Origin of the sequence: Mesorhizobium sp. M7D.F.Ca.US.004.03.1.1 (genome assembly GCF_003998635.1) — a bacterium.
Classification (GTDB): Bacteria; Pseudomonadota; Alphaproteobacteria; order Rhizobiales; family Rhizobiaceae; genus Mesorhizobium; species Mesorhizobium loti.
Window position 1 is genome coordinate 1 of record NZ_RZQG01000077.1, and the last position, 12,573, is coordinate 12,573.

The window sequence follows — 12,573 nt, forward strand, 5'->3', positions numbered from 1 at the left end:
ATTGAAGGCCGCAACCACGTCAAGCCGGAAGGTGGCGTGGCGCCCGGCCATGGCTCGCTGGCGGTCGATTACATCGCCCGCGACGAATCCAACCCCTATTTCACCTATGATGCATCGCAATGCATCGTCTGCTCGCGCTGCGTGAGAGCCTGCGAAGAGGTCCAGGGCACCTTCGCGCTGACCATCGAGGGACGTGGTTTCGAATCCCGGGTTTCGGCGGGAATGCACGAGGCGTTCATCGATTCGGAATGCGTGTCCTGCGGCGCCTGCGTACAGGCCTGTCCGACCGATGCGCTGCGCGAGAAAACGGTGCTTGCCAAGGGCCTGCCGGAGCGTTCGGCCGTCACCACCTGCGCTTATTGCGGTGTCGGCTGCTCGTTCAAGGCCGAAGTGAAGGGTGACGAGGTCATTCGCATGATGCCCTACAAGGAGGGCAAGGCGAACCACGGCCATTCCTGCGTCAAGGGCCGTTTCGCCTATGGCTACGCCACCCACAAGGACCGCATCCTGTCGCCGATGATCCGGGAAAAAGTCACCGATCCCTGGCGCGAGGTGACCTGGGAAGAGGCTATCGCCCACACGGCCAAGGAATTCCGCCGGATCCAGTACCAGTACGGACGCACCGCGATCGGCGGCATCACCTCGTCGCGCTGCACCAATGAGGAAACCTACCTCGTCCAGAAGATGGTGCGGCAGGGCTTCCGCAACAACAATGTCGACACCTGTGCGCGCGTCTGCCACTCGCCGACGGGCTACGGGCTCGGCCAGACCTATGGCACCTCTGCCGGCACGCAGGATTTCGATTCCGTCGACTTCACCGACGTCGCCGTCATCATCGGTGCCAATCCCGCTTCGGCCCACCCGGTGTTCGCCTCGCGGCTGAAGAAGCGGCTGCGCCAGGGCGCCAAGCTGATCGTGCTCGATCCGCGTCGCACCGAGATGGTCAAGTCGGCACATGTTGAAGCGGATTATCACCTGCCGCTGAAGCCCGGCACCAATGTGGCTGTGCTGACGGCGCTGGCGCATGTGATCGTCACCGAAGGTCTTTTCAACGAAGCCTTCATCCGTGAGCGCTGCGACTGGACGGAGTTCCAGGATTGGGCATCGTTCGTCGCCTTGCCTGAGAACAGCCCAGAAACTGTCGGCAAATTGTCCGGCGTCGATCCCGAGCTGATCCGCGGCGCGGCCCGCCTCTACGCCACCGGCGGCAACGGCGCGATCTATTACGGCCTAGGCGTGACGGAACACAGCCAGGGCTCGACCACGGTGATGGCAATCGCCAATCTCGCCATGGCCACCGGCAATATCGGCCGGCCCGGCGTCGGCGTGAACCCGCTGCGTGGCCAGAACAACGTGCAGGGTTCGTGCGACATGGGCTCCTTCCCGCACGAACTGCCGGGCTATCGCCACATCTCCGGCGAAGCCGTGCGCGACATCTATGAGACCTTGTGGGGCGTGAAGCTGGACGACGAACCCGGCCTGCGCATCCCCAACATGCTGGACGCCGCCGTCGACGGCACTTTCAAGGGCATCTACATCCAGGGCGAGGACATTCTTCAGTCCGATCCCGACACCAAGCATGTCGCCGCCGGCCTCGCCGCGATGGAATGTGTCGTTGTGCACGACCTCTTCCTCAACGAGACGGCAAACTACGCGCATGTCTTCCTGCCGGGCTCGACCTTCCTGGAGAAAGACGGCACCTTCACCAACGCAGAGCGCCGCATCAACATGGTGCGCAAGGTTCTGGAGCCGAAGGCGCGCTACGCCGATTGGGAGGCGACGCAGGAGCTTGCCCGCGCCATCGGACTGGACTGGAACTATCAGCATCCCTCCGAGATCATGGACGAGATCGCGATGACGACGCCGAGCTTCGCTGGCGTCTCCTTCGAGTTGCTCGACCGTGTCGGATCCGTGCAATGGCCCTGCAACGAGAAGGCGCCGCTCGGCACCCCGATCATGCACATCGATGGGTTCGTGCGCGGCAAGGGCAAGTTCATCCGCACCGAATATGTGGCGACCGACGAAAGGACGGGGCCGCGCTTCCCGCTGCTGCTCACCACCGGCCGCATCCTCAGCCAGTACAATGTCGGCGCGCAGACAAGGCGCACCGACAACAGCATGTGGCACTCGGAGGACCGGCTGGAGATCCATCCGCACGATGCCGAGAACCGGGGCTTGCGCGACGGCGACTGGGTCCGGCTGACCAGCCGCTCGGGCGAGACGACGCTGCGCGCGCTGATCACCGACCGGGTGTCGCCTGGCGTGGTCTACACGACGTTCCACCATCCGGACACGCAGGCCAACGTGATCACCACCGACTTCTCCGACTGGGCGACCAACTGTCCGGAATACAAGGTGACCGCGGTGCAGGTCGGCGCCTCCAACGGGCCGTCGGAATGGCAGCGCGACTATGACGAGCAGGCACGCAACAGCCGTCGTATCGCGAAGCTGGAAGCGGCGGAGTAGTCTTGAGCGCGCGCCGCAAAGCCACGACGCAGGTATCGCGGCTGGCGCGCCGCGCGGGCGGGACGACGGCTGCCGACCGCATGGTGCCGGAAGAGACGCCGGTGGCGTTCTCCTTTGCCGGCACCACGCATGCGGTGATGATGGCAAGCCCGGCCGATTTCGAGGATTTCGCGCTTGGCTTCTCGCTGACCGAAGGCATCATTGCTACGCCGGAGGAGATCGAAGCCATCGAGGTCGAAGATCATGGCGCCGGCATCGACATCCAGATCCGGCTGAAGGACCGGGCCAACACGCGCTTCGAGGCACGGCGGCGAAGGCTCGCCGGGCCTGTCGGCTGCGGGCTGTGCGGCATCGAATCGATCGAAGAAGCGATGCGCTCGGTCGATGCGGTTAGTGCGTCAAAGCTTACGCTTGATGCCGGCGACATCGTCCGCTCGGTCAAGCTCTTGTCGAAGGTGCAGCCGCTTCACACCGAGACCGGAGCCGTGCATGCCGCCGGTTTCTATGTGCCTGATAAGGGCATCGTCATGGCGCGCGAAGATGTCGGCCGTCACAATGCGCTCGATAAGCTGGCCGGTGCGCTGGCAAAAGCCGGCATCGATGGCGCATCCGGTGCTGTCGTGGTGACATCCAGGGTTTCGGTCGAGATGGTGCAGAAGACGGCTTCTATCGGCTCGGCCTTCATCATCGCCGTCTCGGCGCCGACCGCACTTGCCATCCGAACGGCGCAAGAGGCTGGCATGACGCTGGTGGCGCTGGTGCGCGGCGACGATTTTGATATTTTCACCCACCCCGACCGGGTGGTTTGCGGAGTTGCCAAGCATGTCGCATGACGAAGAACACATCATGAGCACCAGCGAGAAGCTGGTGCGCATGGCGAACCAGATCGCCGATTTCTTTCATTCCAAGCCACGTGAGGAAGGCATTGCCGGCGTCGCCGAACATATCAACAAGTTCTGGGAGCCGAGGATGCGGCGGCAGTTGTTCGAGATGCTGGACGACGGCACCGGGAACTTCAACGAGTTGGTGGTGGCCGCCTCCGCCAGGATCAGGCGACCGATCACGCCGGCTGAGGCCGACCTCAAACTCGGGCTCAAGCCCTCCCCGGCCGACGTCGCCGCCTCGCAGAAGTAGTCGTCGAGTCCCGTCAGCCTATATTCGCCACCTCTAAAGTTTGAGCTGCCGCAATCGGCGGTGTTCTGCTATGGTCGACGATCAGAAATCGTCAGGCCGGGCGGAAAACCTCGTGAGGCCGATCGAGACCCGATACGCCCATAGCGGCGATGTGCGGATCGCCTATCAGGTGGTCGGCCAGGGGTCGTTCGATCTTGTCTTCGTGCCGGGCTTCATTTCCAATCTCGACCTGCACTGGGAAGACGAAGGCTATACCAGGCTCCTGAAGCGGCTCTCGGCATTCTCGCGGCTGATCCTGTTCGACAAGCGCGGTACCGGTCTTTCCGACCGCGTCGACGCCCACCACCTGCCCAGTCTCGAAACCCGGATGGACGATGTGCGCGCAGTGATGGACGCCGCCGGCAGCGGCCGTGCGGCACTGCTCGGCGCTTCGGAAGGCGCTCCGATGGCGATGCTGTTCGCCGCCACCTATCCGGAGCGGACGCGGGCGCTGGCGCTCTATGGCGGCTATGCGCATTTTCACAAATGGGTGATGTCGCCCGAACGCCTCGACGCCTTCATCGAGACGGCGGAAACGTCATGGGGCACGGGTGCTACCTTGCCCAACTTCGCGCCGGGCCGGGTCGACGACGCACATTTCACCCAGTGGTGGGCGCGCTTCGAGCGCTTGTCGGCGAGCCCGACCGCTGCGGCGGCACTGGCGCGCATGAACGCGGAAATCGACGTGCGTGGCGTGCTGGCTGCAATCAGCGCGCCAACGCTGCTGATCCATCGCCGCAACGATGTGCGGGTCGATCCTGACGCCAGCCGCTATCTGGCGAAGAAGATTCCTAACGCCAAACTGGTCGAAGTGCCCGGGCGTGATCATCCTATCTGGACCGGCGACGTCGACCGAGTAGTCGACATCATAGAAGAGTTTCTGACCGGGGAACGCGCCGTGACCGAGGTGGACCGGGTGCTGGCAGCACTTCTGGTGACGCGCATCTACGATACGGCGCGGATGGGCGACCGCATGTGGAGCGAACGCAGCCAGCGCTTCCAGGAAATCTGGCGCCAGCAGGTCGGGCGCCATGGCGGCCGGCTGGCAGGCACGCAAGGCGAGATGATGATGTCGCGCTTCGACGGCCCGGCGCGTGCCATACGCTGTGCGGTGGCGCTGCGCGAGGCGGCACAAGGCATTGGCGTGGCCAGTGCGCAAGGTGCGCATGTCGGCGAGATCGAATTGCGCGGGCCGCCGGTGGGACTGACAGCGCGGGTGACGATGCAGCTCGCCTCCCATGCCGGCCGCGGCGACATCCTCGCTTCGCGGCTGATCGCGGATCTGGCGACCGGCTCGGGCCTGCATTTCGCTGATGCCGGGCGGATCACGCTGGACGATCTGGACGAGCCGCTGGCGCTGGTCCAGGCGATGACTGAACAACATCTGGAGCCCGACTGTCGCGCGCGGACCCGAACGACCGAACCGGCCGTATTGACGGCGCGCGAAAGCGAAGTGGTGAGCCTGATTGCCGACGGCAAGAGCAATGCCGCAATTGCCGCCGAATTGAGGCTGAGCGAGCACACGGTCAAGCGCCACGTCGCCAATATACTGCTCAAGCTGGATTTGCCGTCGCGAGCGGCTGCGGCGGCGTTCTCTGTCCGACACACTGGCCCAGACGGGCCATAGGAGCCATGGCGCTTTCGGGCGAAGCGGCCAAGGGCAGGCAAGCGCTATCAATTCTCCCATGCAGGCCAGGCAGATGTCGCCGGGAAGGCGCTGCGAACGGAGGAGGAAATGCTGAAGTCAAACCGGACACTCAAATCGCTGGTGATAGCGGCAGGCGTTGGAGCACTGTTCGCCATCGCCCCGGCAAAGGCCGAGGATGCATCGGCAGCGGCTGCCTACAAGGATATCGAGGCGACGCTCGGCTCGGTGCCGGACATGTTCAGGACGCTGCCGGATGTTGCCGTCGCCGGCGCCTGGGCCGAGATCAAGGGCGTGCAGCTCAATCCAAAGACCGCGCTTGACGGCAAGACCAAGGAACTGTTGGGCCTCGCCGTCGCGGCGCAGATCCCATGCCAGTACTGCATCTATTTCCACACCGAGGCGGCCAAGCTCAATGGCGCCAGCGACGAGGAGATCAAGGAGGCAGTGGCGATGGCCGCGATCGTGCGCCACTGGTCGACGATGCTCAACGGCAGCCAGGTCGATCTGAAGACCTTCAAGAAGCAGACCGACGACGTGTTCGCGGCCGTCAAGGCGAAGTCGCAGTAAAACGACTGCCCGGCGATGAGCGCCGGGCAGCACTTCGACCATCAACCGCCCGGTCGGAAGACGGGCCAATGGAGGATGAAATGCTGACCAAGACCCAAACAGTGGATGGCGCGGCGATCAAGAAGGCTATCGAAGGCCGTGACGGCAAGATGCTGTCAAGCTTCTATGCCGACGACGCGCTGGTGCGAGTGATCGACCGCAACAACCCGCCGAGCAAGCCGCGCGAGATCCGCGGACGCGCGGCGATCAGCACATTCTGGGACGACATCTGCAGCCGCGCGATGACCCACAAGGTCGACACCACCATCGCCGACGGCGACAGCCTCGCCTTCACCCAGGCCTGCGCCTATCCGGACGGCACCAAGGTGTTCGCCGCGGCGATGCTGGAGCTGAAGAACGGGCGGATCGCACGGCAGACCGTCGTGCAGGCCTGGGACGAGTAGGTCAACCGCAGGGCCTGTCCATCCCGATTGAATCGGGATGGGGCTCTGTTTTTAGAGCTGGAGCATGATCCTGAAAGCCGGATTCCAGTTTCGCTAACGCGGACCTTCGGCTCGGGATCACGCTCCGGCAGCAACCCTGGAGGAGAAGACAATGTTCAGCGCCAGATGGCAGATCGACGCCAAGTTCGGGCACAAGCAGACCGTGCTCGACCTGTTGAAGAAATGGGAACGCGAGATCGGCTCGCAGGTCGGCCTCGCCGAGCTGGAATTCCAGATCATGACCGGTTCGATCGGTGCCCGGGAAGCCACAGTCGAGTCGCATCACCGGGTCGAGAGCCTGGCCCAACTGGAGGCGATGTTTGCCAAGATCGGCAAGATCGACGCGCATGCCAAATGGGGCAAGGAGATGGAGCCCTATGTCGTGTCGGGCACCAGCCTGTGGAACATCTATCGCATCGTGGAGTAGCGTCCTTCTCCCCGTTCACGGGGAGAAGATGCCGGCAGGCAGATGAGGGGCGGAGCCAGCTCTGCAAGGGAAGCGCTGCCCCTCATCCGACCCTTCGGGCCACCTTCTCCCCGTAAACCGGGGAGAAGGGAAGGCGCTAACTGTGCGCCACCATCACATGCCGGACGGCGGTGTAGTCTTCCAGCGCGTAGAGCGACATGTCCTTGCCGTAGCCGGACTGCTTCAACCCGCCATGCGGCATCTCGTTGGTCAGCATGAAATGCGTGTTGATCCAGGTGCAGCCATATTGCAGGCGGGCGGCCGTCGCCATGGCGCGCGAAACGTCCTTGGTCCACACAGATGACGCCAGGCCGTAATCGCTGTCGTTGGCCCAGTTCACAGCCTCGTCGACCTCGGAAAAACGGGTGACCGAGACGACCGGCCCGAACACTTCGCGGCGCACGATCTCGTCTTCCTGCAGCGCACCGGCGACGACGGTCGGCTGGTAGTAGAAGCCGGAGCCCTCGCCCGGCTTGCCGCCGGTGGTGATCTCGATGTGCTTCAATTCCGAGGCCCGCTCGACGAAGCTCGAGACGCGGTCGCGCTGGCGGCGCGAAATCAGCGGGCCGATCTCGTTTTCGGTGTCGTCGGGACGGTTGTACTTGATGGTCGAGACGGCCGACGACAGATCGGCGACGAGCTTGTCGTAGATCTTCTTGCCGGCGTAGATGCGGCAGGCGGCGGTGCAGTCCTGGCCGGCATTGTAATAGCCGAAGGCGCGCAGGCCGTTGACCACGGCGCTGAGATCGGCATCGTCGAAGACGATGACCGGCGCCTTGCCGCCGAGCTCGAGATGCGTGCGCTTGACCGACTTGGCGGCCGCCTGCAGCACCTTCTTGCCGGTGGCGACATCGCCGGTGATCGAGATCATGTTGACCTTGGGATGGTTGATCAGCGTGTTGCCAACGCTGTCGCCGCGGCCGAGCACGACATTGACCACGCCCTCGGGCAGGATTTCGGCAAGGATCCTGGCAAGCTTCAGCGCCGTCAGCGGTGTCTGCTCAGACGGTTTGAAGACGACAGTGTTGCCGCCGGCGATGGCCGGCGCCAGCTTCCAGGCCATCATCATCAGCGGGTAGTTCCACGGCGCGATGGAGGCGACGATGCCGATGGCGTCGCGGCGCACCATCGAGGTGTGGCCGGGAATGTATTCGCCTGCGACGACGCCCGGCATCGAACGGACGGCGCCAGCGAAGAAGCGGTAGCAGTCGACGATGGCCGGGATCTCGTCATTGAGCACGGCGTTGATCGGCTTGCCGCAGTTGAGCGCCTCGAGCGTGGCGAACTCTTGTGCCGCGGCCTCGATGCGGTCGGCGATCTTCAGCAAATAGCCGGAGCGCTGTGCCGGCGTGGTGCGCGACCACGTGACGAACGCTTTTTCGGCGGCAGTGACCGCCGCCTCGATCTGTACCTGGCTGGCCTCGGGCAGGTTGAGGATGGTCGCCCCGGTCTTTGGATTGAGGATCGGTTCCTCGGTCTCGGTGCCCTTCTCGAATTTCGAGCCGATCAGCATCTGGGTGTCCATGGACATCTCTCCCTTGTGAACTCTTTGATCTATTTGCCCGAACCGGCGATCTGGTCGCCGTCGCGGGTGAGGTAATAGGCGGCAAGGATCGGCAGCAGCGTCACCAGCACCACGACCATGGCCACGACATTGGTGACCGGGCGCTGGCGCGGACGGATCAGCTCTTCCAGCATCCAGATCGGCAGCGTCTGCTGCTGGCCGGCCGTGAAGGTTGTGACGATGACCTCGTCGAACGACAGCGCGAAGGCCAGCATGCCGCCGGCAAGCAGCGCCGTCGCGATGTTGGGCAGCACGACATGGCGGAAGGTCTGAAAACCGTCGGCGCCGAGATCCATCGACGCCTCGATCATCGAGCCGGAGGTGCGGCGGAAGCGGGCGACGGCGTTGTTGTAGACGACCACCACGCAGAAGGTGGCGTGGCCAAGCACGATCGTCCAGAACGAGAACGGGATATCGGCCAGCGCAAAGGCCGAGCGCAGCGCGATGCCGGTGATGATGCCGGGCAGCGCGATCGGCAGGATGACCAGCAGCGAGATGGTTTCGCGGCCGAAGAATTTGGTCCGCGACACCGCCGCCGAACAAAGCGTACCGAGGACGAGCGCAATCGCCGTCGAGATGGCCGCGACCCTGACCGACAGCGATAGCGCCTGCCAGACATCCGGCCGGTTCCAGGTGACGGCGAACCACTGCGTCGTCAGGCCGGGCGGCGGCCAGACGAAGCTTTTTTCCTCGGTGGTGAAGGCATAGACGAAGATCAGCAGGATCGGCAGATGCAGGAACAGCAGGCCGCAGGCGGCGGCGATCTTCAGGCCGAGCGGGGCCGACTGGGAACCATCAGAGCGCATCGAAGGCTCCCATGCGCTTGGCACCCCAGAGGTAGAAGCCCATGATGACGATCGGCACCACGGTGAACGCGGCGGCGAGCGGGATGTTGCCGGCGGTGCCTTGCTGCGAATAGACAGCCTGGCCGATGAACAGCCGCGAAGTACCGATGATCTGCGGGATGATGTAGTCGCCGAGCGTCAGCGAGAAGGTGAAGATCGAACCGGCAACGATGCCCGGCAGCGCCAGCGGGAACAGCACGTTGCGGAAGGTCTGTCCCGGCGAAGCCCCCAAATCGGACGAGGCTTCGACCAGATTGCCCGGCACGCGCTCGAGCGCCGCCTGCACCGGCAGGATCATGAACGGCAGCCAGACATAGACGAAGACGATGAAGGTGCCGGTGAACGACACCGACAGCGAGTTGCCGCCGACGATCGGCAGCGACAGCCATGCGTCGAGCACCCACAAAAGATGCAGCTTGGCGAGCAGCCAGGTGAGGATGCCCTCCTTGGCCAGGATCAGCTTCCAGGCGTAGATCTTGACCAGATAGCTCGACCACAGCGGCAGCATGATCCCGAGATAGAACAGCGCCTTCCAGCGGCCACGTGCATAACGCGCCGCGTAATAGGCGATCGGGAAGGCGACAACCGCAGAGGCCAGCGTGACCAGAGCCGCCATCGTCACCGTGCGCAGGATGATGTCGAGATTGGCGGCCTGGAACAGGTCGCCATAGGTCTTGAGCGTGAACTCGCGGTTGATGAGGCCGGAAAACTCGTCGATGGAGAAAAAGCTCTGCGCCAAGAGCGCGAACAGCGAACCGATATAGACGATGCCGAGCCACAGCACGGGCGGCAGCAGCATGAGCAGCAGCAGGACCTTCGGCTTGCGCCAGAAAAGGTCCGACAATGCGCCACGCAGACCGCCGCTACCCGGCAGGATGGCGGGCGCCGTTGCACGCACCATGGCCGCGTCGAGGCTCATGTCGGCTCGTCCATCAGATGCAGGTGGTCGCGGTTGAAGGTGAGCACGACCGCCTCGCCTTCCCCGGGTAAGGCCGTGCCGGCCGGCACGATGGCGTGCAGCCGCAGCCCGTCGGCATCGAGCGCCAGCTTTGTCGTGGCACCGAGATAATTGGTCGAGACGAGGCGGGCGGATACGCCTTCGCCACTTGTGACCCCGCTGGCCGCGCGCCCGACGCGAATGGATTCAGGGCGGAGACTCCCCCAGCGATGCTGGCCGGAATAGCGCTGGACGAAATCCGGCGGCAGCACATTAGAGGAGCCGACGAAATCGGCAACGAAGCGGGTCCTCGGCCGCTGGTAGATATCCTCCGGCGTGCCGATCTGCATGATCTTGCCGTCGTTGAAGACGGCGACGCGGTCGGCCATCGACAGCGCTTCGCCCTGGTCGTGGGTGACGAAGACGAAGGTGATGCCAAGCGCCTTCTGCAGCGACTTCAGCTCCTCCTGCATGTTCTCACGCAATTTGAGGTCGAGCGCGCCGAGCGGCTCGTCGAGCAACAGCACCTTTGGCTGGTTCACCAGCGCACGGGCGAGTGCCACGCGCTGGCGCTGGCCGCCGGAAAGCTGGCCGGGGCGGCGGGCGCCATAGCCGGGCAACCGCACCAGTGACAGCGCCTCTTCCGCTGCCTTGTGCCGTTCAGCCTTGCCGACGCCCTTGACCATCAGCCCGTAGGCGACGTTGTCGAGCACGTTCAGATGCGGGAACAGCGCATAGTCCTGGAACACGGTGTTGACGTTGCGGCGATAGGGCGGAACGCCCTCGGCGCGTTCGCCAAAGATCGAGATCGAGCCCGATGTCGGCTGCTCGAAGCCGGCGATGAGGCGCAGGCAGGTGGTCTTGCCGGAACCGGACGGCCCGAGCATGGCGAAGAATTCGCCCGGCGCGATGTCGAGATCGACCGCGTCGACGGCTCGCACGTTGCCGAAATGGCGCGAGGCTTTCTGGAAAGAGACGGCGGAGGTCATGGGCTGTCAGTCTGTTGCCGGGTTGATGTGTTGATATCGCGTGACGTCCGCCCCCCTTGTGGGGAGGTTGCGGCGAAGCCGCGGGTGGGTGCCTCGAAAATGCCGAGCAGACCCCACCCCGACGCTATTGCGTCAACCCTCCCCGCAAGGGGGAGGTAAGGGCGCTCACCGCCCGCCGATGACGCCGATATAGTCAGACACCCAGCGGTAGTAGGGCACGCACTGATCGTTCTGGGTGGTGCATTTCGACACCGGCGTCTTCCAGAATTTGATCTTGTCGAAATTGTCGTAGCCGTTGGTCTTGCAGCCCTCGTCGGTCAAAAGCTCATTGCCCTTGCAGGCGGCGGGGACGACGGGCAGCGAACCGAACCAGGCCGAGACATCTCCCTGCACCTTCGGTGACAGCGAATGTTCCATCCACATATAGGCGCAGTTGGGGTTGGCGGAGTCGGCTTCCATCATCGTGGTGTCGGCCCAACCGGTGGCGCCCTCCTCCGGGATGGTGGACGCGATCGGCTTCTTGGCGGCGACCAGCGTGTTGACCTGATACGGCCACGAGCCGGAGGCGACGACGCCTTCGTTCTGGAAATCGTCGACCTGGATGGCGGCGTCGTGCCAGTAGCGGCCGACCAGCGTGCGCTGGACGCGCAGCAATTCGAGCGCCGCCTTGTACTGGTCCTCGTTCAGTTCATAGGGATCCTTGATGCCGAGTTCCGGCTTGTGGAACATCAGATAGTTGGCGGCATCCGCAATGTGGATCGGTCCGTCATAGGCCTGGACGCGGCCTTTGTTGGACTTGCCGTCTGGTAGCTTCATTTCCTCGAAGACGATATTCCAGCTCTTGGGAGCCTCCTTGAACACGTCGGTGTTGTACATCAGGACGTTGGGGCCCCACTGGTAGGGAACGCCGTAGTGGGCGCCGCCGACGGTGAACCACGGCGCGTCCTTGAGGCGCTCGTCGACCGTCTTCCAACTCGGGATGAGATCGGTGTTGATCGGCTGCACGCGCTTGCCGGCAACGAGGCGCAGCGAGGCATCGCCTGAGGCGGTGACGAGGTCGAAGCCGCCCTCATTCATCAGCGAGACCATCTCGTCTGACGTATTGGCCGTCTTGACGTTGACCTTGCAGCCGGTCTCCTTCTCGAAGGAGGTCACCCAGTCATAGCCCTTGTCGGTTTCGCCGCGCTCGATATAGCCCGGCCAGGCAACGATGTTGACCTGGCCTTCGCCCTTGCCACGTTCCTTGACCTGGGCGACGGCCTGACCGGAAAAGGTCAGCGCAACCGTCAGTGCAGTGCATGACTTCAGGAATGACTTCATTGTCGATCTCCCATTTATGCGCCTGACCCCGAAAGCCGCTTCCGGTCTTCGCTAGGGGTCACGCGCGGACTGAAAACTGTCAGTTCGTCCGTTGGGCTTGATGCCGCTCTGATGGA

General features: G+C 63.9%; 12 protein-coding genes. 7 read left to right on the forward strand and 5 right to left on the reverse strand.

Annotated features, from left to right (window positions below; translation table 11 throughout):
- The 7 genes from fdhF to EN935_RS07490 form a co-directional block, all read left to right on the forward strand.
- Nucleotides 1-2,466 (forward strand): formate dehydrogenase subunit alpha (gene fdhF / locus EN935_RS07460; RefSeq protein WP_245488889.1); only part of this gene is annotated, 2,466 nt, incomplete at its 5' end.
- Nucleotides 2,467-2,468: 2 nt separating this feature from the next.
- Nucleotides 2,469-3,299 (forward strand): formate dehydrogenase accessory sulfurtransferase FdhD, encoded by an 831-nt coding sequence (gene fdhD / locus EN935_RS07465; protein WP_109666132.1) that lies wholly within the window; start codon nt 2,469-2,471, stop codon nt 3,297-3,299.
- On the forward strand, nt 3,289-3,600 hold the full coding sequence (locus EN935_RS07470; RefSeq protein ID WP_127265474.1) for a formate dehydrogenase subunit delta: 312 nt from the start codon (nt 3,289-3,291) through the stop codon (nt 3,598-3,600). The genes fdhD and EN935_RS07470 overlap by 11 nt, the downstream gene beginning before the upstream one ends.
- A 112-nt stretch (nt 3,601-3,712) precedes the next feature.
- On the forward strand, nt 3,713-5,266 hold the full coding sequence (locus EN935_RS07475; RefSeq protein ID WP_109666742.1) for an alpha/beta fold hydrolase: 1,554 nt from the start codon (nt 3,713-3,715) through the stop codon (nt 5,264-5,266).
- A 108-nt stretch (nt 5,267-5,374) separates the two neighbouring features.
- Nucleotides 5,375-5,854, forward strand: a complete 480-nt coding sequence (locus tag EN935_RS07480) for a carboxymuconolactone decarboxylase family protein (RefSeq protein ID WP_109666128.1) — start codon at nt 5,375-5,377, stop codon at nt 5,852-5,854.
- Between the two features lie 80 nt (nt 5,855-5,934).
- On the forward strand, nt 5,935-6,297 hold the full coding sequence (locus EN935_RS07485) for a nuclear transport factor 2 family protein (protein ID WP_109666739.1): 363 nt from the start codon (nt 5,935-5,937) through the stop codon (nt 6,295-6,297).
- 151 nt (nt 6,298-6,448) lie between these two features.
- Complete coding sequence (locus EN935_RS07490) at nt 6,449-6,763, forward strand: hypothetical protein (protein WP_127266060.1); 315 nt, start codon at nt 6,449-6,451, stop codon at nt 6,761-6,763.
- Nucleotides 6,764-6,899: 136 nt separating this feature from the next.
- Here EN935_RS07490 and EN935_RS07495 read toward each other — a convergent pair whose 3' ends face one another.
- The 5 genes from EN935_RS07495 to EN935_RS07515 form a co-directional block, all read right to left on the reverse strand.
- Nucleotides 6,900-8,327 carry a gamma-aminobutyraldehyde dehydrogenase gene (locus EN935_RS07495; protein WP_127373242.1) on the reverse strand — a complete coding sequence of 476 codons (1,428 nt, stop codon included), beginning with the start codon at nt 8,325-8,327 and terminating at the stop codon, nt 6,900-6,902.
- 29 nt (nt 8,328-8,356) lie between these two features.
- Nucleotides 8,357-9,172, reverse strand: a complete 816-nt coding sequence (locus EN935_RS07500) for an ABC transporter permease (RefSeq protein ID WP_126067511.1) — start codon at nt 9,170-9,172, stop codon at nt 8,357-8,359.
- Nucleotides 9,162-10,112, reverse strand: coding sequence for an ABC transporter permease (locus EN935_RS07505; protein WP_206532354.1), 951 nt, complete (start codon nt 10,110-10,112; stop codon nt 9,162-9,164). Before EN935_RS07505 ends, EN935_RS07500 begins: the two co-directional genes overlap by 11 nt.
- A gap of 14 nt (nt 10,113-10,126) precedes the next feature.
- Entirely contained in the window at nt 10,127-11,137 is a 1,011-nt protein-coding gene (locus tag EN935_RS07510) for an ABC transporter ATP-binding protein (RefSeq protein ID WP_127262845.1), read from the reverse strand.
- A 165-nt stretch (nt 11,138-11,302) separates the two neighbouring features.
- Complete coding sequence (locus EN935_RS07515) at nt 11,303-12,457, reverse strand: ABC transporter substrate-binding protein (RefSeq protein WP_127373243.1); 1,155 nt, start codon at nt 12,455-12,457, stop codon at nt 11,303-11,305.
- Nucleotides 12,458-12,573: the final 116 nt, after the last annotated feature.